Raw genomic sequence first — 19,842 nt, 5'->3', positions numbered from 1 at the left:
GCCTGGGGCGCCCTCACCCCAGCCCTCTCCCGCAAGCGGGAGAGGGAGCGCGCTGCAGTCGGGGAGGGGCTGCTACTCCTTCGCCTGGTCGGTGATGATGTCGCCGTAGCGTTGCCATTTTTCGCCGTCGAACTTGGCCATCTGGAACTGCTTGTTGACGCGGTAGTCGGTCGGCGTGGTGGTGACGGTGATGCCGGGGAGCAGCATGTCGAGCGGGACGTTGGTGAGGTTGCTGGCCTGGCGCATGACGTTGTCGCGCGTCAGGTCGTCGCCGCATTGCTTCAGCACCTGCACCAGAAGCTGCGCCGTGATGTAGCCGTAGACGTTGAAGCTCGAATTGCGGTCGCCGTCCGGATAGTACTTGGCCATGAAATCGAGATAACGCTTGTTACCCTCGTCATTCGCCCACTGCGGATCGTCCGGCTCCTTGACGTAGCCGACGCTGATCACGCCCTTGGAGGCCTCGAGGCCCGCCGGCTTCAGCACGGCGCCGATCGAGCCGGCATTGATGTCGATGATGTGGATCGGGTGCCAGCCGATCTCGTACAGCTTCTTGATCGCCTGCGCGGCCTGCTTCGGCGTCGCGGCGCTGAACAGCAGGTCGGCGCCGGAGTCGCGGATCTTGAGGATCTGCGAGTCGATGGTCGGTTCGGACAGCTCGTAGGACGCCTCGGCCACGATCATCTTGGCGGCCTTGTCGCCGAGCCCGGCCTTGATGCCGGCCAGATAGTCCTTGCCGAGATCGTCGTTCTGCCACAGCACGCCGACCTTGGCGTTCGGGTGTTCTTTCAGGATGAACTGGCCGTAGATCCGGCCCTCGACGAAGTAGCTCGGGTTGAAGCCCATCGTCCAGGGGAAGTTCTTCGGATCGGTGAAGCGTGCCGCGCCGGTGGCGGCGAACAGCTGCGGCACTTTCTTGGCGTTGAGATATTTCAGCACCGCGGCGTTCGGCGCGGTGCCGATGATCTGGAACGTCAGCAGCACCTCGTCGCCTTCGACCAGCCTGCGCACCTGCTCGACGGTCTTGGGCGGCGAGTAGGCGTCGTCATACTGGATCAGGTTGATCTTGCGGCCACCCACGCCGCCCTGCTCGTTGACCATCCGCATATAGGCGGCCTGGGTCTTGGCGATCGACGAATAGGCCGAGGCCGGGCCGGACAGCGGCACGGTCTGGCCGACCTTGATCTCGCTGTCGGTGGCGCCGGGATCGTATTTCTTCTGCGCGTGGGCGGCGGGGGCCGCGCAGGCGATGGCCATCGCGGCGGCGAGGCCGGCGATCAGTGTCTTCATGGCGTTCCTCGTTGCTATTCGTCGTTGTCGTCGCATGGCCGCCGGACGCGGCTTCTATTGTTGTCCTTTCAGGCCCGCCTCCTCGATCACCTTGCTCCATTTGCTAGTTTCCGCATCGATGAACGCGGCGAACTCCGGTCCGCTGCGGCCGCTCGCCTCCAGGCCTTGGTCGAGCAGCTTCTGCTTGACGGCCGGGTCCTGTAGCGCGCGCAGCACGGTGTCCTGCAGCCTGGCGACGATCGGCGCCGGCGTCGCGGCGGGCGCCATGAAGCCGTACCAGCCGGCCGCGACGATCTGCGGAAAGCCTTGTTCGACCAGCGTCGGCGCCTCCGGATCAATCGCGCTGCGCTGCGCGGAGGCGACGCCGAGCACGCGGAAATTGCCGGCCTGGATGTGCGGCAGCGCCGAACTGATCGCCGTGAAGGTGGCATCGACGCGGCCGGCGAGCAGTTCGGTGTAGGACGCCGAGTCACCGCGGAACGGGATGTTCAGGCCTTTGACGCCGGCGGTCTTGAATAGCAGCTCGGCGGCGAGATGCGGCTGCGAGCCGGGGCCCGGCGACGCGAAAGTCAGGCCTTCCTTCTTGGATTTGCCGTAGGCGATCAGTTCGGGCAGCGTCTTGTAGTCGGACTTGGCGTTGATGATCAGGAAGATCGGCGCCGTCACCGCCATCGCGACCGGCGCCAAGTCCTTGCGCTCGTAGTTGAGCTTGCCGAACAGCGCCTCGGCGGTCGCATAAGGTGCCGCGACGTAGAGGAACGTATGGCCGTCCGGCTGCGCGTGCGCCACCATCTCGTTGGCGATGCGGGTGCCGGCGCCGGGCTTGTTCTCGACGATGAATTGCTGCTTCAGCTCGCGCTCGAAATATTCGTTGAAGATCCGCAGCGAGATGTCATTGGCGCCGCCGGCGCCGTAGGGCGAGATCATCCGCACCAGCCGCGTCGGCCATTCGGTTTCGGCGAAAGCGGGCAGGGCCGGCGCGGCGGCGAATGCGGCCGCCGAAGCGAGCAGGGTGCGTCGGGTCAGGGGCATGTGGTCCTCCGTGGTGGTTCCGGCCCGCTCGTTGGCTGGCGGCCCTGGATGTTCGATCGACCTCCCCCAGGCTCAGAGTGCCGCAGCGTTGTTCCGCTGGGGGATCATAGGTTCGGGCTCGCCGACGAGCGCGCGGATGCTGGCGGCGAGCGCGCGTAGCCGCGGCCCGATCTCGGCTTCGAGCTGACCCGGCTGCAGGCGGAATTCCGGAATGCCGCAGTTGATCGCGAAGGTGCGCTGCAGCGATTTGGCGCGAAACAGCGGCGCCGCGACGGCGTGGATCGCCGGCATGTACTCGCCGAAGCAGGTGCAGAAGCCGCGCTCGGCGCATTGCGCCAATCCGGAGCGATACAGCTCGGCGTAGTTTTCCCATGTCGGCGCGTCGGACGTTGCCAGCCGCGATTCCAGAGCACGCGCTTCATCGTCGGGCAGCAGCGCCGCCGCGGCCCGGCCCATCGCGGTGCGCACGACCGGAATCGGCAGGCCGATGTCCGGACTATGCGGGCCGACGTCGCCGGAGCGCGCGGTTTCGACATAGATGATCGACGGCCCGTCGAGCAGCCCGATCGACACCGTGCCGCGGACGCTGACCGCGAGGTCCTGCATCAGCGGCCGCGCCAGCTGGCGAAACGGCATGTCGGCGAGCAGCGGCCGCACGATGCGCAGGGCGCGGGTGCCGAGGCCGTATTTGGACAGCGCCGGGTCGTAGCGCAGATAGCCGAGCTCGGCCAGCGTATGGGTCAACCGCGCCACGGTCGGCCGCGGAATGCCGGTGCGCGCCGAGATCTGCATGTTGCCGAGCAGTGGCGCTGCGGCATCGAACGCCTCGAGCACGATCAGGCCCTTGGCGAGCGTGGTGGCGAACGCGGCGTCGCCGGCGCTTTCGGCCAGCATGGCCGGGGCGGAGAGCATGGGCGCGGAGAACGGGTGGGATGGCGTGTCTTCAATCATGCGGCGCATTATGAAGACGAACGCGGCGATGTCCAATTATTATCAGCATACCGGCATCTCCGTCCAATATGTGGACACAATCCCCGCGGCACTATTTCGAGCGATGAGCGTTGTTCCCGCAACCAAAGGCAGGAACGCGGAGGACGAGCGATGCCGGATCCGACGGGTGGCGACGAACTGGAGCCGGATGATTTCCCGGTTCATGCGGAGCGCAATGAACTGAAGACCCAGGACGGCGAGAAGATCGCCGAGGCCAAAAGCAAGCAGATCGCCGAGAATATCGCGCAGCGCCTCAACGAGCAGGCACACCGCGAGGAAGAGGACCGCTGGTCGGCCTGATCGTGCGCGGAACTGCTTTCGGGGCGACGCGGCACATCGCATCGCTCCGAGGCACGATGTCGCATCAACGCTGACGTCGTACTGCCGCTGGCGGGCCGCGCGAAGCCGCCCCCGGTAGTTTGAACGATTCCAGCCGCGCACGTCTGTACTCAGCAGCGCAACACGTTAGAGCGGATCAGAACGGTTCTGCTCAAGCGGAGATGCGCCCATGATCACGTCAGCCATTCGCCCGCTCCTTCCGGCGCGTGATGTCGTCGTGCGCCCATGCGGGGCGCCGGCCGTTGCGGCTCGCCTCGACGTGCGGAGCGTCGCATGAGAGCGGTGTTCGGACGTCTGCATCGCTGGGCCGGTCTGCTCACCGCCGCGTTCCTGTTTTTCTCGGGCGTGACCGGTGCGGTGATCTCGTGGGATCACGAGATCGACGAGACGCTCAACGCCAAGTTCTTCGACGTCTCGACGCCGGGCCCGGCGATTGCGTCGGTGGATCTCGCCAAGCAGATCGAACAGCGCGATCCGAGGGCGCGCGTGATCTTCTTCCCGATGACGCCGGAACCCGGTCATTCGCTGGCGTTCTTCGTGCAGCCGCGGATCGATCCGGCCACCGGCAAGCGCTACACGCTCGACTACAACCAGATCTTCCTCGATCCCAACACCGGCGCCGAACTCGGCCGCCGCTATTGGGGCGCGGTGTGGCCGGTCACCAGCGAGAACTTCGTCTCGTTTCTGTACAAGCTGCACTACACGATGCACATTCCCGAGTTCTGGGGCAGCGATCGCTGGGGCGCGCGGCTGCTCGGCATCATCGCGATCATCTGGACGATCGACTGCTTCGTCGGCTTCTATCTGACGCTGCCGGCCCGCAAGCTGCTGCGCGCCGGCCAGGCGCCGGCGGTGAAGCGGCAGCTCGGCAAGGGCTTCTGGGCGCGCTGGGCGCCGGCCTGGAAGATCAAGACCTCCGGCAGCGCCTACCGGATCAATTTCGACATCCACCGTGCCTTCAGCCTGTGGACCTGGGCGGTGCTGTTCGTGGTCGCCTTCACGGCGTTCTCGCTCAACCTGTATTTCGAAGTGTTCTCGCCGCTGATGAAGACGGTGTCGAACTACACGCCGACGCCTTTCGAACAGCGGCCGTATCGCAGCCTCGACGATCCGATCGAGCCGAAGATGACCTTCGCGCAGATCGCGGAGCGCGCGGCCGCCGACGGCAAGGCGCGCGCTTTCACCGAACCGCTCGGCTCGCTGTTCTACGGCCCGGCCCACGGCGTCTATGCGGCGGCGTTCTTCAAGCCCGGCGACGATCATGGCGCCGCCGGCGTCGGTCCGGCGCAGCTGTATTACGACAGCGAAGACGGCCGCCCGCTCGGCGACCGGCTGCCCTGGGTCGGCACCGCGGCGGACATCTTCGTGCAGATGCAGTTCCCGCTGCATTCCGGCCGCATCCTCGGCCTGCCCGGGCGCATCCTGATCTCGGCGATGGGCCTCGTCGTGGCGGCGCTGTCGGTCACCGGCGTGGTGATCTGGGCGCGCAAGCGGCGGGCGCGTCTGGCGTCCCGCCGCAGCGCCGCGACTACGTCGTCTCCAGGGCGCACACCAGATCCCCGGCGCGCAGGGTCTGCCCCGGCTTGACGTTCACGCTGCGGACGATGCCCTGCACCGTGGCGGGAATCGCGATCTCCATCTTCATGGATTCGATCATCGCGAGCGTCTGGCCGGCCTCGACCGCCTCGCCTTCCGCGACGGTCAGTTTCCAGACGTTGCCCGGCACTTCGGAGAACACGCCGACGTGGCCGTCCGGGATGTCTTCGCTCGGCCCCTCGGCGAGGTCGGTGTTGTCCGCGACCTGATCGAGCCGCAGCTCCTTCCAGCGCTGCCGCTCGGCCTCGAACGCGGCCTGCTGGGTCGTCTTGAACGCCGCGATCGACGCGGTGTTGTCCTGCAGGCTTCTGGCGTAGTCGGCGGCGGAGAACATCGTGTCCTCGATTCGCAGCGGATAGGCGCCGTGTGGAAACGCCTCGCGGGCGTCGAGCAGCTCGTCGGCGCTCACCGGGAAGAAGCGGATCTGGTCGAAGAACCGCAGCAGCCAGGGATGGCCGGGCTTGAACTCCGGCGTCGAGCGCCAGCTGTTCCACATCTGGATGGTGCGGCCGAACAGCTGATAGCCGCCGGGGCCTTCCATGCCGTAGATGCACATATAGGCGCCGCCGATGCCGACCGCGTTCTCCGGCGTCCAGGTGCGGGCCGGATTGTACTTCGTGGTCACCAGCCGGTGCCGCGGATCGACCGGCGTCGCCACCGGCGCGCCGAGATAGACGTCGCCGAGCCCGAGCACCAGATAGCTGGCGTCGAACACGATGCGCTTGACCGCGTCTTCATCGGGCAGGCCGTTGATGCGGCGGATGAACTCGATGTTGGACGGACACCACGGCGCGTCCGGCCGCACCAGCTCCTGATATTTGCGCATCGCCAGCACCGCCTGCGGATCGTTCCACGACAGCGGCAGATGCACGATGCGGCTCGGCACCTGCATGGCGTCCACTGCTGGCAGGTCGCGTTCGAGCTCGCCGAGCGCGTCGAGCAGCTTGCGGCGCGAAAGCTTGGTGCCGTCGTAGTGGATCTGCAGCGAGCGGATGCCGGGCGTCAGATCGATCAGTCCGGGCAGTCGCGCCTGCGCCACCGCCTCGGCGAGCACGTGGACGCGCAGCCGCAGCGTGATGTCGAGCTCCATCGGGCCGTATTCGATCAGCAGATTGTCGTCGCCGGCGCGGCGATACACCACCGGGATGGCCTGATCGTCGCGGCGCCCGACGATCGCCGAGCCGAGGTCGGCCGGCGCGCGCAGCACCGTCGGCCCCGCGACCGGATCTTCGGCGCGCATAACCGGCACGAAGCGCAGCTTGTCGCCGGGGCGGAGTTGCCCGATCTTCCATAGTTCCTCGCGCGCCACCACGGCCGGGCAGACGAAGCCGCCGAGGCTCGGCCCGTCGGGGCCGAGGATGATCGGCATGTCGCCGGTGAAGTCGATCGAGCCGATCGCGTAGGCGTTGTCGTGAATGTTCGACGGATGCAGCCCGGCCTCGCCGCCGTCGCTGCGCGCCCATTGCGGCTTCGGGCCGATCAGCCGCACGCCGGTGCGCGCCGAGTTGAAGTGCACCTCGTAGTCCGCCTCGAACAGCGTGGCGATGTCGTCGTCGCGGAAGAAGTCGGGCGCGCCGTGCGGGCCATAGATCACCCCGATCCGCCAGTCGCGGGTCAGCGGCGGCAACTCCTCGGTCGTTGCCGCGCGCGGCGTCGGCAGCGTGGCGTTCGGCGCTGCGGCGTGCAGAACGTCGCCGGCCTTGAGCACGCCGGTGGCGTGGCCGCCGAACGCGCCGAGCATGAACACGGCGCGCGAGCCGAGAATTTCCGGCGCCGCGAAGCCGCCGCGCACCGCCAGATAGCAGCGCTGCCCTGCGCCTTCGACCTTGCCGATCGCCAGCGTCTGGCCGGCCTTCACGGCAATCGGCGCATGATGCCCGACCTCGCCGCCGTCGAGCCGCGCCACCATGCGGGCGCCGGCCAGCGCCACCACGGCGTCGGTGTTGAAGCGTAGCGTCGGGCCGTTCACCGTCAGTTCGAACGCTGCGGTCGTCTCCGGATTGCCGACGAGGCGATTGGCGAGCCGGAACGAGCGTTCGTCCATCGGGCCGCTCGGCGGCACGCCGACATGCCACAGATGCAGCCGGCCCGGCAATTCCTGCAAGCCCGATTGCGCGCCCGGCGCCAGCACGTCGATGGTACGAGGCGCGAAGGCGAAATTCGCCAGCACGTTGGTGGCGACGCGGCCGCTGTGAAACACCTCGGCTTGCGCGATCGCCCGCAAGTAATCGAGATTGGTTTCGATACCGGCGACGGCCGTGTCGCGCAGGGCGTCGATCAGTTTGGCGATCGCGCGCGGCCGGTCTTCGGCATGCACGATGATCTTGGCCAGCATCGGGTCGTAGAACGGCGTCACCTCGACGCCGGTCTCGATCCAGCCGTCGATCCGGGCGCTGTCGGGAAACGCCACATGCGTCAGCCGGCCGGCGGACGGGCGAAAGCCGGCGCTCGGGTTCTCGGCGTAGAGCCGCACTTCGATCGCCGCACCCTGCGGCGCGCGCGGCATGTAGTTCGCGAGCGGGCTGTCGCCGGCGGCCTGTCGCACCATCCATTCGACGAGGTCGATACCGAACACCGCCTCGGTGACCGGATGTTCGACCTGCAGCCTTGTGTTGACCTCGAGGAAGTAGAAGTCCTCGCGCTCGACGTCGTAGATGAACTCGACGGTGCCGGCGGATTCGTAGTTGACGCTTTGGCCGAGCGCGACCGCGGCCTGATGCAATCGCGCGCGCATCGCATCCGAGATGCCCGGCCCCGGGGTTTCCTCGACGACCTTCTGGTTGCGCCGCTGCAGCGAGCAGTCGCGTTCGCCGAGCGCGATCACATTGCCCCGGCCGTCGCCGAAGATCTGCACCTCGATGTGCCGCGCGACCGCGACGAAGCGCTCCAGATACACGCGGGCGTCGCCGAACGAAGCGCGGGCGGTGCGCTGGACGGTGGCGAAGCGCTCGCGCAACGTCGCCTCGTCGTGGCAGAGCTGCATGCCGATGCCGCCGCCGCCCGCGGTGCTCTTCAGCATCAGCGGAAAGCCGATCCGCGCGGCCTCAGTGAGCGCCTCGTCGATCGTCTCGAGCAGGCCGGAGCCCGGCAGCAGCGGCACGCCGCTCCGCGCCGCGATCTCGCGCGCCTTGTGCTTCAGGCCGAAGGCGTCGAGGTGTTCCGGTCGCGGGCCGATGAAAGCGACGCCGTGCTGCGCGAGCCGCTCGGCGAAGCCGCGGTTCTCCGACAGGAAGCCGTAGCCGGGGTGTACCGCCTTGGCGCCGGTGGCGATGCAGGCAGCGATGATCGCGTCGACATTGAGATAGCTCTCCGCCGCCGGCGCCGGGCCGACGCGGACGGCTTCGTCGGCATCCAGCACCGCGCGGGTGAAGCGGTCGGCGTCGGAATACACCGCGACCGACCGGATGCCCATGCGGCGCAGCGTGCGGCCGATCCGCGAGGCGATTTCGCCGCGGTTGGCAATCAGGACCTTGTCGAACATGATCAGTCCTCGCCCGCCTCGTAGATCACTACCTGCACCGGCGTCGGGAAGAAGCCGTTGCAGGGATTGTTGACCTGCGGGCAGTTCGAGATCAGGCACAGCACGTCCATCTCGGCGACCATCTCGACGTAGTCGCCGGGCTTCGACACGCCGTCCACCACGGTGAAATTGCCGGACGGATCGAGCGGCACATTCATGAAGAAGTTGAGGTTCGGCACGATGTCGCGCTTCGATAGTCCGTGCTTGGCGGCCTCGATCAGGAAGTTCTCGCGGCAGGCGTGCAGATATTTGGTCTGGTGACCGAACCGCACGGTGTTGCTCTCGCACGAGCAGGCGCCGGCGGAGGTGTCGTGCAGGCCGCAGCTGTCGGCCACCATGCGCAGCATGGTGCGGCCTTCGGTCGACATGATGCGCGTGCCGGTCGACACATAGGCGGAGCCCTGCGCGCGCAACGTATCCTGGCCGCTGTAGCGCTCGCCGTGATCGTCGGCGGCGTAGAACAGCGTATCGACGGCCTGCTGGCCGTGGCTGTCGACGATGCGCAGCGTCTGGCCCTTGCGAATGATCGCCGACCACGGTGTGCGGGCCGGGATGGTGGCGTCGAGGATGATGCGGGCGGAGGCGGGAATCGCGGTCATGCTCACGCCCTCCCAGCGACGCCGGAGGCGAGATAGAACGCGTTGTTCTCGAACGCGCGCTTGGCTTCCAGCGAGACCGTGCGGCACAGGTCGTCTTCGGCCGGCTGGGGCGCCTGGTAGCGGATGATCTCGACGTCGCCCGGCGCGTAGGTCGGCGATGGATCGAGCGGGTGCGGGCAGTTCGACAGCGCCACCAGCAGATCGAGCTCGGCGCGCAGATCGACGAAGTCGCCCTTGCTGCGGCGCTCGCCGTGCCATTCGAACCGGCCCTGCGGATCGACGCTCACCGGCGCGAAGAACGACACGCAGGGATGCAGGTCGCGGCGGTCGAGCCCGAGCTTGCCGGCGGCGAGCACGAAGTTGTCGCGCGTGTTGCGGAAGTTCTTGGCGCCGTAGCGCGCCGCTGTCGTCGCAGCGGTGGAGCCGCCCACCATGGTGTCGTGCGCGCCGGACGTGTCCTGGATCACCGAGAGCAGTGCGCGGCCCATGTCGGACAGGATCACCCGGCCTTTGCGCAGCGTCGCGGCCCACTGCACCTTGATGGTGTCGGCGTGGTTGAGCCGCTCGCTGGTGTCGTGCGCGTTCCAGGCCTGCAGGCAGACGCAGGCGGTGCCGCTGGTGTTGACGATGCGCAGCGCTTCGCCGCGCGCGAGCTTCGTGACCCAATACCAGCCGCCCGGCACGGTCTCGCGATGGATGATCGCGTCCTCGGCGATCGGCGCGCCGTCGCGCGGCGTCGGCGGCGGTAGCGCTTTCGGCGCCTGCTGCTGGCCCAGCGCCTTGTGGTGTTCGTAGCGCTGGCGGTTGGCCTCGACTTCGGCCTGCTCCTGCTCGGTCAGGATCATGGTTGTCCTCCCATCAGACAAGCGCCGGGTCGTCCCGGCTCATGCTCCCTGTTCGGCCGGGTCGTCCCGGCCGGAGCGGTTCGGATGCAGCAGCCGCGGCTGCGCGACGCGCCGCGGATAGATTTCGAGATCGCGCGAGATCGTCGCGCCGTAGCGTTCGCGCTCTTCCGGCCGGTTGCGATGGCGCTCGAACGCGATCACGCGCGTCGCCAGCCGAAACGCCTCGGACAGGTCGTGCGTCACCATCACCACGGTGAGTTCGGTCTCGTTCCACAGCCGCTTCATCAGCTCGTGGATCTCGGCGCGGATGCCGGGATCGAGCGCGCCGAACGGCTCGTCGAGCAGCAGGATCTTCGGCCCGCGCATGATCGCCTGCGCCAGCGCCAGGCGCTGCTGCATGCCGCCGGACAGCGCGGCCGGATACTTCTGCTCGTGGCCCTTCAGCCCGACTTCGGCGAGCAGCGTCATCGCCTGTTCGGTCGCGGCACGCCGCGCGCTCCCGAACAGCCGGCCCAGGACTCTGGATTGCTGCAGCTCGCGGCCGAGCAGCACGTTCTGCAACACGGTGAGATGCGGAAACACCGAATAGCGCTGGAACACCACGCCGCGATCGGCGTCGGGCTCCGGCTTCAGCGGCGCGCCGTCGACCAGGATGCGGCCGCGGCTCGGCGTTTCCTCGCCGAGCAGCATCCGCAGGAAAGTGGTCTTGCCGCAGCCGGACGGGCCGACCAGCGCCAGGAAGGCGCGCGGCGCGACGTCGAGCGTGATGCGCTCGAGCACGATGTGATCGCCGTATTCCTTCCAGACGTCCTCGAAGCGGATCGCGCTCATTCCGCCCTCACCGATGCGAACCATGGGAAGGCCTTGCGCTGCAGCAGCCGCAGCGCGAAATCCATCATGAAGGCGAGCAGCGTGATCCAGACGACGTAGGGGATGATGATGTCCATCGCCAGGTAACGTCGCACCAGGAAGATGCGATAGCCGAGGCCGGAGTCGGAGGCGATCGCTTCGGCGGCGATCAGGAACAGCCAGGCGGGGCCGAGCTGCAGCCGCAGCGAGTCGATCAGCCGCGGCAGGATCTGCGGCAGCACGACGCGGAGCGCGATCTGCCAGGTCGAGCCGCCGAGGGTCTGTGCCTTGATCAGCTGCTCGCGCGGCAGCTCCTGCACCTTCATCGACAGGTCGCGAATGATGCAGGGCAGCGTGCCGATCACGATCAGCGCGATCTTGGAATTCTCGCCGAGCCCCATCACGATGAACAGGATCGGCAGCAGCGCCAGCGGTGGCACCATCGAGGTGACCGAAACGAACGGGCCGAGCAGCGCGTTTGCGCTCGGCAGCAGGCCGATAACGATGCCGAGCAGCAGCGCCGCCGCGGTCGAGATCGCCAGCGCCGACACCAGCCGGATCAGGCTGGCGAGCGTGTCGGTCCACATCAGATAGTTGCCAGTGCGGGCATCGACCTGGAACGCCATCTGCTTGACCGCCTGCACCATGCTGGTCAGCGCCGGCAGCAGCTTGTCGTTGGGGTTCTCCGCCAGCCGCGCCTCGGAGCCGACGAAGTACGCGATCGCCACCAGCACGAACGGCAGCGCGGCCATATAGAAGGCCAGCTGTCGTCCGGGTCTGACGTTGATGAGGCGCATCGTCGGGTTCCGAGGTTGCTGGGAGCGGTGCTGACAGTGTGCCGTGTTACAGCTTGCCCTGCGCGGCCATGTCCATGTAGCTGGCGTCGAAGCGCAGCTTCACGTTGGACTTGTCGCCCAGCACGGTCTTGTCGGCGAGTTCGATGCCGACCGCATCGGCCGACTTCGCGCCCTTGCCGAGCAGGTCCTTCTCGAACAGGAATTTGCGGACGCGGTCCATCGTGGTGCCGATCGTCGCGCTCTTGGTGAAGGCCTCGGCATCGGCCGCCTTGTCGAACAGTTTGGTCGAGGCGAGCTGGCTGTCGAAGCCGGCCAGGTCGGTGCCGGAGGCCTTCGCCATCGCTTCCTTGGCGGCTTTGCCCTCGGCGCCCGCCGCCTGCATCTTGGTGATGGTCTCGTACCAGATCCCGACCAGCGCCTTGGCGAAGTTGGGGTTGTCCTTCACCACCTGCGTATTGGCGACCATCAGGTCCATGATCTCGCCGGGGATCTGCGAGGAGTCGAACACCTTCTTGGCGTCGGGCGCGGAGAGGATTTCGGAGACGATCGGATTCCAGGTCACCACCGCGGTGACGTCCGGAGTCTTGTAGGCGGCGGCGAGGTCGGCATCGGAGGTGTTGACCACCTTGATGTCCTTCTCGCTCAGCCCTTTGGTCTCCAGCGCGCGCGCCAGCAGATAATGCGACACGGAGAATTCGACCAGATTGACGTTCTGTCCCTTGATGGCGGCGAGGTCGGTCTTGTTCTTCAGGATCACCGCGTCGTTGCCGTTGGAGAAGTCTCCCATCACCACCGCGGTGGTGTCGACGCCGCCCGCCGCCGGGATCGACAGCGCGTCCATGTTGGTGATCGTCACCGCATCGTAGCCGCCGGCGGTGTACTGGTTGATCGACTCGACGTAGTCGTTGAACTGCTTCACCTCGATGGTGATGCCGTATTTGTCGGCCCATTTCTTGACGATGCCGGTGTCGGCCGCATAGCCCCACGGCATCCAGCCGACATAGATCGACCAGCCGACCTTGAAATCCTTCTTCGGCGCGGCGGAGGCTCCGGTGACGCTGAGCGCCACGATCGAGCCGGCGAGGATCAGGGAAGAAAGGAAGCGTGTTGTCCGCATCGGTCAGTTCCTCACATCAAGACACAATGAGGAATTGAAACGGACCATCGTTTGCCAATTCCTCGGCTTACGAGGCCTCCCGGGCTTTTATCCCGCCGTGCGTCCGAGGGATGTCTCCCCTCGGGGGGCAGCTCTCGGACCAGCACCTTGCAAACAAGGCCGGAACCCTAGCCACCAACTCTGCTGGCCAGTTAACGTCGCCGCCGCGTGGTTGGAAAGATGCCTGCGGCACAAACAATGGGCAGCGGCTGCGGTTTCTTTCGCCAGCCTGCTGCACGCAAAGTCGTTGTTGGTATCAGGCTGCGCCGAGGTGGCGGCCGCGCCGCATCAGGCCCGGCAGGCCATGAAGCCGTGTTCGATCACGTCCTTGGGCAGATTGCGGCCGATCAGCACCAGCCGGCTGACGCGGTGCTCGCCGTCCTTCCACGGCCGCTGATGATCGCCCTCCAGCAGCATGTGCACGGCCTGAACGACGTAGCGCTCACTGTCGCCCTTGAAGGCGATGATGCCCTTCATCCGCAGCAGATCGACGCCGAACTGCTGGGCGATGGTGCCGATCCACGGCAGGAATTTCTGCGGGTCGAGCGGCTCTTTCGTCACCAGCGAGAAGCTGCCGATATGATCGTCGTGTTCGTGCTCGTGGAATTCGTCGAGGAAGTCGGGCTCGACCTCGAGAATACGGTCGAGGTCGAAGGCGCCGCGGCCCAGCACGTGGTCGAGGTCGATCGCGCAGCGCTCGGTGTGGTGGATCGAGGCGGTGGGATTGATGCGGCGGATCCGGGCCTGGACGCGCTTGAGGTCGTCGGCGGCCACCAGATCGGTCTTGTTGAGCAGGATGGTGTCGGCGAAGGCGAGCTGTTCCTGCGCTTCGTGCGCGGTCTCGATCTGTTCGAGCAGATGCCGGGCGTCGACCACGGTGACGATCGAATCCAGCTTGGTCTTGGCGCGAACGTCCTCGTCGACGAAGAAGGTCTGCGCCACCGGCGCCGGGTCGGCGAGGCCGGTGGTCTCGACCAGGATGGCGTCGAACTTGGTCCGGCGCAGCATCAGTCCCTGAATGATGCGAATGAGATCGCCGCGGACGGTGCAGCAGATGCAGCCGTTGTTCATCTCGAACACTTCCTCGTCGGCGTCGACGACGAGGTCGTTGTCGATCCCGACCTCGCCGAATTCGTTGACGATCACCGCGTATTTCTTGCCGTGGTGCTCGGTCAGAATGCGGTTGAGCAAAGTAGTTTTTCCGGCACCGAGATAGCCCGTCAGCACGGTCACGGGGGTCGGGGGCTGCTCCTGCTGCATCGTCGGCTTCCTCTGCTCGGTCGCGGTCGGAGAGCGGTGCCCTCCTCATTTGCAATGTTATAACATTTCGTTTCGCGGGCCGTCAAAGGATGCGACCACGTGCGCTGACCTTTGCGCGTGTCCGTCGAGTTTGACCCTAGGCGTGGCCCGCACGCTTGTGCGCGGGCCTCGGTCGGTTCGCGTTCAGCGTACCGGCTTTACTGATGCCAGGTGACCAGCGGCAGATAATGGTGCGGCAGACGCATCACGATCAGGTCTTTGCGGCGCACCACATTGGTCGGATAAGGCGTGTCGAGGTTGCTGGTGTCGATCTGCGCGATGGCGCTGTCCTCGCCGTCGAGGATCGCCGACTCCTGCCGCGGAAACGCGAAGGTGTCGGGACCGAACACCGCGCTGGCGCCGAGCATGCCGCGCGCCGCATCGGCGACATTGGCGAACGCCAGATAGATGTTGTTTTCGCCGCCGCGGGCGCGGAAGGCGTGCCAGTGATACGGATCGGCGCCCTTCGGGATCGGGTAGTTGTGCGGGATGGTGGTGCCGGCATGCGCGCCAGTGAATACGCCGGCGATCGCTGCCGGACAGGCGACGATGTCGCAGCCGCGCAACGCCAGCGCGCGGATCGCTTCCGGATACAGCGCGTCGTGGCCGATCGCCAGACCGACACGGCCGATCGCCAGATCGAACACCTTCCATTTGTCACCCGCCGTCGCCCAGCCGGCGTCGGCATTGCCGAGATGGATCTTGCGATAGCTGCCGACCAGGCCTTCAGGCCCTGCGAGCAGTGCGGTGTTGTAGACGGCCGTGCCCTCGCGTTCCGCGATGCCGGCCACCAGATAGGTGCGTAGCTTCATCGCCAGCCGGGTGAAGGCGGCGACCGTCGGGCCTTCCAGCGCTTCGGCCCGCGCCGCCGGATCGCCCAGTCCGGTCAGGGCGAGTTCTGGAAACACGATCATCTCCGGCTTGCCGCGCGTCAGCAGGTCGCGCGCATGCCGCTCGATCGTCGCCAGGTTCGCAGCCGGGTCGTCGCTCGGCGCGAACTGCACGACGGCGAGTTGGGACACTTTGCCCTTGGGGATCGGCTGATAGCCGTAGAGCCGGAAGAAATCGCCCGGATTCCAGGTGAAGCTGTTGCTCATCAGCTCGGCGTAGAGCTCGGGCCGACGCTTGGCGAACACCTTCTCGCCGAGCACCTCGCGCTTGCGCACCGCGCCGAGATCGATCTGCGCATAGGCGACGCCGTCGCCGCTGTCGATGGAGGCCGCGATGCTGCCGTCCGGCGCGATCACGCAGCTGCCGCCGGAAAACTGCACGGTACGCTCCAGCCCCCAGCGATTGGCCTCGATCACGTAACAGGAATTTTCGAACGCGCGCGTGATCCAGTACGGCGCCGGGGTGCGCTCGGCCAGCCAGTTGGAGATGTGACAGATCACGTCGGCACCGGCGAGCGCCTCGAGCCGTGCGGTTTCGAAGAAGTGCAGATCCATGCACACCAAGAGGCCGATGCGTCCGAGCTCGGTGTCGAACACCTGGTGGGCGACATCACCGTTGGCGGCCCATTTCGGTTCGGCGATATAGGGATGCGACTTGCGATGCTTGCCGACGATGCCCTGGGGGCCGATCAGCACCGCGGTGTTGTAGAACAGGTCGGTGGCGGAATCGACTTCCGGCATACCGAGCACGATGTAGCAACCGTGAGTCTCGCAGATCTTCTGGAAGCGATCGGTGGCGGGGCCAGGAACGGTTTCGACGAACGGCCGCACCTCGTCGCGGTCGTACCAGCAGTAGCCGGTGGTCCCCATCTCGGGCGTGACGATCAGGCGGGCGCCGCCGGCCGCAGCCTCCTCGCACAGCGCGACGAGCCGCGCGATGTTGCGCTCCTTCTCGTACATCGTCGGTTCGAATTGAACGGTCGCGGCGCGATAGCTCGGCATCGTGGTCATGAAAGGCTCCGTCGCCGGCCGCGATCGGCCGGCCATGATGGCTGCGTCCGACGCACGCGGCGAGGACGCTGGTGATCTCGGTGAGCTGACGGCCCTGTCAGCGGGCAACAAAAAAGTGCCGGTGTCAAGTCTTTCGTGGAAATCACGCAAGGCTTGAAACCACATATGGGACAGTAGGTTAGCTCTTTTGGGGGACGCTTTGCAGAAGTGCGGCGTCGGAGGCTAGGAGCCACATAAGAGCATCGGGAGAGCAAGCCGTATCGCGCTAGATCGTGCGGGATTGCCGAGGAACGGCGGGCCTGTTTCATCATCATAGCCCAAATGGCTTGGCGGCATCCAGAACGAAGAACGCGCAGCCCTGGGGCTGCGCGTTCGATGGATGCCGCTGGATGGTAGGCGACGCCATCATGTCGGCTTCGACGGCGCGCGCCGCGTTGCCGTGCCCTTCTTGAATCCTCGATCTCCCGCCATGAACGCCTCCAGCATGTGCGGGATCAACGTCACGGCATCGACCGCCTCGCCGTAGGTCTGCGCGTGCAGCGCCGCGTAGCGGTCGAGGTCGGCCCGCAGGCTGGCCGGGCACGCGAAGGTCATCTTCGTGGATTCCAGTTTCGGCAGCGGCCCGAGCCGCAGCTTCTTGCCCGTGGTCATCGGATCGCCCCCCTTTGGAAGAACATCGGCTGGTACGGCCGCAGCACCAAGTCGCGGTTGACGATGATCCGCACCGGCAGGCCCGGCCGCTCGGTCAACGTCGGCTGGATGTTCATGTTGCGCCGGGTCATCTCCTGGCCGACCTGATTGATGCTGTCCTGCGCGCTGTCGCGCCCCGCGATCACGATGCGGTTGCCGTCCTGCCGGTTCTCCGGCGCGGCCAACTCGGCACCCACTCCCAGCAGCGTTGTCAGCGCGGCGCCGGCGACGATGCGGCCCCAGTGGTAGTCCACGCCATCTTCAAGGCCGGAATAGCCGGCCGGGTCGGTGCCCACCAGGTTGTCGATGGTCAGCGAAGACGTGTCGGGCAGGATGATCCGGTTCCAGACCACTTGAACCCGGCTTTGTCCGTAGCTGACCTGGCTGTTGTATTTGCCGAGGATGCGCGATCCCTGCGGGATCAGCAGGAACTTGCCCGTCGCCGAGTCATAGACCGGCTCCGTCACCGTGGCGATCACGTCGCCCGGCAAATCCGACTTGATGCCCGTCACCAGCGCCCCGGCGATCACTGTTCCGGCCATGACCTGATACGGCGAGGCCGGCATTTGCAGATTGCCGGAATTGCGGGTTTCCGTAGAACCGCCTTTCAAGAACGCCTCCTTCTGGTCTTGCCGGTTCTGCGTGGCGGTCGGGTCGGCAGGCTGGGCCGCCGTCGAGGCCGGCCCGGCCGCCAGCGAGTCGAAGGCGCTACCCGGCGCAGCCGCAGCGGCTTGGGCTGTGGCAGGCGCTGCGGCCTTGCCCTGTTGGCCCGAGCGGAAGAACACCGCCGAGGCCGCCGCCGCGTCCGCCTCTTTGCGCAAGGCGTCCTCGGGGTCGGGCCCAGGCGGCGCATAGGTTGGTGTCACCGGCTGCTGCGAGTTCACGATGGCCGGGCCAAGATCGCCCGGCAGCGGCGGCCCCAGCTCGGGCACCTTCTGCGGCAGCTTGGAGTAGTCGGCCGGCAGGCCGTCCAGCCCTTCGGACTTCGAGACGCGATCGACGTTGTAAAGCTCGGGCTGCTCATCGGCGCTGCGCCGATGCGGCTGGAGCGACCAGATGGTGGCCCCGAGCACGGCGACCGACAGGCCGCCCATGAGCATCGCCAGCGTGCGCCGGTTCAGGCGCGTGACCGGGCGCGGCTGCGCGCGCAGCGCCACCGCCTCGGGCGCGACCTTGCCCGCCTGCGGCGCGGCACGGTCGGGGGTGTCGTCCTGGCTCATGGTCAGTTCCTCCGCGCGCCGTCCGTGCGCTCGATCCGCACCACGTCGCCCTTGTCGCCGCCCAGGCGCAGCTCCGCCGCGCCAAAGAGGCGATCCACGATGTAGTACGGCGCACGGAAGCGGTAGTTCACCAGTTGCCCGTCGCCCTGCGCGCCGATGACGAACAGCGGCGGCAGCTCGCCTTGCGCGATGCCCGGCGGGAACTGGATATAGACCTTCTCGCCGTCATCGAAGGCGCGCAGCGGCTTCCACGGCGGATTGCTGCCGCTGATCGCATAGCGGAAGCGGATCTTCTCCAGCGACAAGCCGGTATCGACCGGCGCGGCGGTGCTGGCCGCCTGCGCCTGGCGCTGCAAGGCCAGCATCTTGTCCTTCGGGTACTCCCACGATACCGAGGCCATCCACGTCTTTTCGGTCGAGGTCCGCTCCAGCAGGTAGGTGCGCCGGCTGGTGGTGATGACCAGATTGGTCTTGAGGCCCGAGCGGATGGGCTTCACCATCACGTTGACTCGCAGCGCATCACCGCTGCCGCTGGACGTGTCGCCCACGATCCAGCGCACCGTATCGCCGGCGGCGACCGTCACCAGTTCCTCGCCCGGCTGGAGCGCGATCACGGTCACGCGGCCCACGGCCGCATAGACCTGATACAGCGCGCCATCGGTGAAGGGCCACACTTGAATCGCATTGACATAGCCCTCGCGCGTGGGTGCGATGCGGGCCTCGGCGTTGGCACGCGAGACGCGCACGGTTTCGTCGGCCGGTTCCGGCGCGGGCTTGGCGTCCTCGGCTTCGGGCAATGGCTTCAACTGCGCCGGCAGCGCCAGCGGCTCGGGCACCTTGACCACTTCCACCGGCGCGGGCGGCTCCGGCAGCGGCTGGGCCTGCACCGGCTCATCGAGCGAGATGGCCGGTGGCGGCTTGCCCTGCGTGGCGCAGCCAGAGAACAAGACAGCCGCAGCAAGCAGGATCAACGGCAAGGCGGATTTACGGAAAAGCGGATTCATGGCTTGGCTCCTTCGGAAGAATCCAGTTCGCGGCTCCACGACAGACCGTTGACGTAGATGCCCAAGGGGTTCTTGCGCAGGCGCTGTTCGGTGCGCGGGGTCTGCTGCACGATGGAAATCACGGCGTTCCAGCGTTCAGTGCCCGCCGCGGCGCCATTGACGAAGCGCCGCTCCGTCCAGCGCACGTTGAAAGACGTGTCGCTGGCGCGGGTCACGCTGGTGATCTGCACCGTGACGGATTCCTTGCCGATGCGCGCGAACGGGTCGTTGGTGCGCGCGTAGTCGTTGAGCACCACGGCACCCTTGTCGGTGGTGTAGTCGTAGGCGTCGAGCCAGTTCTGGCGGACGACGATGGGGTCGATGGATAGCGAGCGCACCAGCTCGATGAAGCGGCCCAGGTGGTAGGCCACCTGCGCATCGCTGGGCCGGTATGGCGTGGCGGCTTCGCCGACGGCGCGCACCTGGCCCGCGTTGTCCACCTCCACCACGTAGGGCGTGACGATGGATTGCGCGGAGCGCCACACCAGGCCGCCGGCCATCAGCAGCGCCAGCAGCAGGCAGCCGAAAGCCATCAGCCGCCAGTTCTTCGCTTGCACGCGGGACGAACCGATGCGCTCGTCCCACACTTGCGCGGCGGATTGGTAAGGGGTCGCAGGCTGCGGCGTGTCGGCATAGCGCACCTGCGGGCGTTTGAATCGCATGGGTGTTCTCCTTG

The 19,842-nt window shown here is 66.8% G+C and carries 17 protein-coding genes and 1 riboswitch; of the genes, 2 read left to right on the top strand and 15 right to left on the bottom strand.

All coding sequences use genetic code 11. The features are described 5' to 3' along the window. Positions 1 to 72: 72 nt before the first annotated feature. The 3 genes from IP86_RS04885 to IP86_RS04875 all read right to left on the bottom strand — a co-directional run bounded on the left by IP86_RS04885 (position 73) and on the right by IP86_RS04875 (position 3,234). On the bottom strand, positions 73 to 1,290 hold the full coding sequence (locus IP86_RS04885) for an ABC transporter substrate-binding protein (RefSeq protein WP_054161391.1): 1,218 nt from the start codon (positions 1,288 to 1,290) through the stop codon (positions 73 to 75). Positions 1,291 to 1,344: 54 nt separating this feature from the next. After that, positions 1,345 to 2,322, bottom strand: coding sequence for a Bug family tripartite tricarboxylate transporter substrate binding protein (locus IP86_RS04880; protein WP_054161390.1), 978 nt, complete (start codon positions 2,320 to 2,322; stop codon positions 1,345 to 1,347). A 72-nt stretch (positions 2,323 to 2,394) separates the two neighbouring features. Next, positions 2,395 to 3,234 (bottom strand): IclR family transcriptional regulator, encoded by an 840-nt coding sequence (locus IP86_RS04875; RefSeq protein ID WP_245290536.1) that lies wholly within the window; start codon positions 3,232 to 3,234, stop codon positions 2,395 to 2,397. Between the two features lie 189 nt (positions 3,235 to 3,423). Here IP86_RS04875 and IP86_RS04870 point away from each other — a divergent pair, with 189 nt between their 5' ends. Both IP86_RS04870 and fsrB read left to right on the top strand, forming a co-directional pair. After that, on the top strand, positions 3,424 to 3,612 hold the full coding sequence (locus IP86_RS04870; protein ID WP_054161389.1) for a hypothetical protein: 189 nt from the start codon (positions 3,424 to 3,426) through the stop codon (positions 3,610 to 3,612). A 312-nt stretch (positions 3,613 to 3,924) separates the two neighbouring features. Beyond that, complete coding sequence (gene fsrB, locus IP86_RS04865) at positions 3,925 to 5,238, top strand: siderophore utilization protein FsrB (RefSeq protein ID WP_054161388.1); 1,314 nt, start codon at positions 3,925 to 3,927, stop codon at positions 5,236 to 5,238. Here the strand turns inward: fsrB and uca are convergent. From uca to trbF, 12 genes are all read right to left on the bottom strand, one after another. Further along, complete coding sequence (gene uca, locus IP86_RS04860) at positions 5,180 to 8,728, bottom strand: urea carboxylase (protein ID WP_054161387.1); 3,549 nt, start codon at positions 8,726 to 8,728, stop codon at positions 5,180 to 5,182. The two genes, fsrB and uca, sit on opposite strands and share 59 nt — an antisense overlap. Positions 8,729 to 8,730: 2 nt before the next feature. After that, positions 8,731 to 9,366, bottom strand: coding sequence for an urea amidolyase associated protein UAAP2 (locus IP86_RS04855; RefSeq protein ID WP_054161386.1), 636 nt, complete (start codon positions 9,364 to 9,366; stop codon positions 8,731 to 8,733). Positions 9,367 to 9,368: 2 nt separating this feature from the next. Beyond that, the gene (locus IP86_RS04850; RefSeq protein ID WP_054161385.1) at positions 9,369 to 10,211 is read right to left on the bottom strand and encodes an urea amidolyase associated protein UAAP1; all 843 of its coding nucleotides are present in this window, start codon (positions 10,209 to 10,211) and stop codon (positions 9,369 to 9,371) included. Between the two features lie 39 nt (positions 10,212 to 10,250). After that, positions 10,251 to 11,042, bottom strand: coding sequence for an ABC transporter ATP-binding protein (locus IP86_RS04845; protein ID WP_054161384.1), 792 nt, complete (start codon positions 11,040 to 11,042; stop codon positions 10,251 to 10,253). Next, positions 11,039 to 11,857, bottom strand: coding sequence for an ABC transporter permease (locus tag IP86_RS04840; protein ID WP_054161383.1), 819 nt, complete (start codon positions 11,855 to 11,857; stop codon positions 11,039 to 11,041). Before IP86_RS04840 ends, IP86_RS04845 begins: the two co-directional genes overlap by 4 nt. A 46-nt stretch (positions 11,858 to 11,903) precedes the next feature. After that, positions 11,904 to 12,974 carry a putative urea ABC transporter substrate-binding protein gene (locus IP86_RS04835; RefSeq protein ID WP_054161382.1) on the bottom strand — a complete coding sequence of 357 codons (1,071 nt, stop codon included), beginning with the start codon at positions 12,972 to 12,974 and terminating at the stop codon, positions 11,904 to 11,906. 74 nt (positions 12,975 to 13,048) lie between these two features. After that, positions 13,049 to 13,156, bottom strand: a riboswitch (guanidine-I (ykkC/yxkD leader). A 145-nt stretch (positions 13,157 to 13,301) separates the two neighbouring features. Further along, entirely contained in the window at positions 13,302 to 14,273 is a 972-nt protein-coding gene (locus tag IP86_RS04830) for a CobW family GTP-binding protein (RefSeq protein ID WP_054161381.1), read from the bottom strand. Positions 14,274 to 14,470: 197 nt separating this feature from the next. Beyond that, positions 14,471 to 16,213, bottom strand: coding sequence for a nitrilase-related carbon-nitrogen hydrolase (locus IP86_RS04825; protein WP_054161380.1), 1,743 nt, complete (start codon positions 16,211 to 16,213; stop codon positions 14,471 to 14,473). Positions 16,214 to 16,618: 405 nt separating this feature from the next. After that, positions 16,619 to 16,864, bottom strand: a complete 246-nt coding sequence (locus IP86_RS04820) for a DUF2274 domain-containing protein (RefSeq protein WP_054161379.1) — start codon at positions 16,862 to 16,864, stop codon at positions 16,619 to 16,621. Further along, the gene (locus IP86_RS04815) at positions 16,861 to 18,123 is read right to left on the bottom strand and encodes a TraB/TrbI/VirB10 family type IV secretion system protein (RefSeq protein ID WP_054161378.1); all 1,263 of its coding nucleotides are present in this window, start codon (positions 18,121 to 18,123) and stop codon (positions 16,861 to 16,863) included. The genes IP86_RS04820 and IP86_RS04815 overlap by 4 nt, the downstream gene beginning before the upstream one ends. Positions 18,124 to 18,125: 2 nt before the next feature. After that, positions 18,126 to 19,127 carry a P-type conjugative transfer protein TrbG gene (gene trbG / locus IP86_RS04810; protein WP_054161377.1) on the bottom strand — a complete coding sequence of 334 codons (1,002 nt, stop codon included), beginning with the start codon at positions 19,125 to 19,127 and terminating at the stop codon, positions 18,126 to 18,128. Next, on the bottom strand, positions 19,124 to 19,828 hold the full coding sequence (gene trbF, locus IP86_RS04805; RefSeq protein ID WP_024100055.1) for a conjugal transfer protein TrbF: 705 nt from the start codon (positions 19,826 to 19,828) through the stop codon (positions 19,124 to 19,126). Before trbF ends, trbG begins: the two co-directional genes overlap by 4 nt. Positions 19,829 to 19,842: the final 14 nt, after the last annotated feature.

The sequence above is a fragment of the Rhodopseudomonas sp. AAP120 genome (genome assembly GCF_001295845.1).
Classification (GTDB): Bacteria; Pseudomonadota; Alphaproteobacteria; order Rhizobiales; family Xanthobacteraceae; genus Rhodopseudomonas.
The sequence above is the reverse complement of the archived record's forward strand: the minus strand, read 5'-3'. Positions and strand labels throughout refer to the sequence as shown.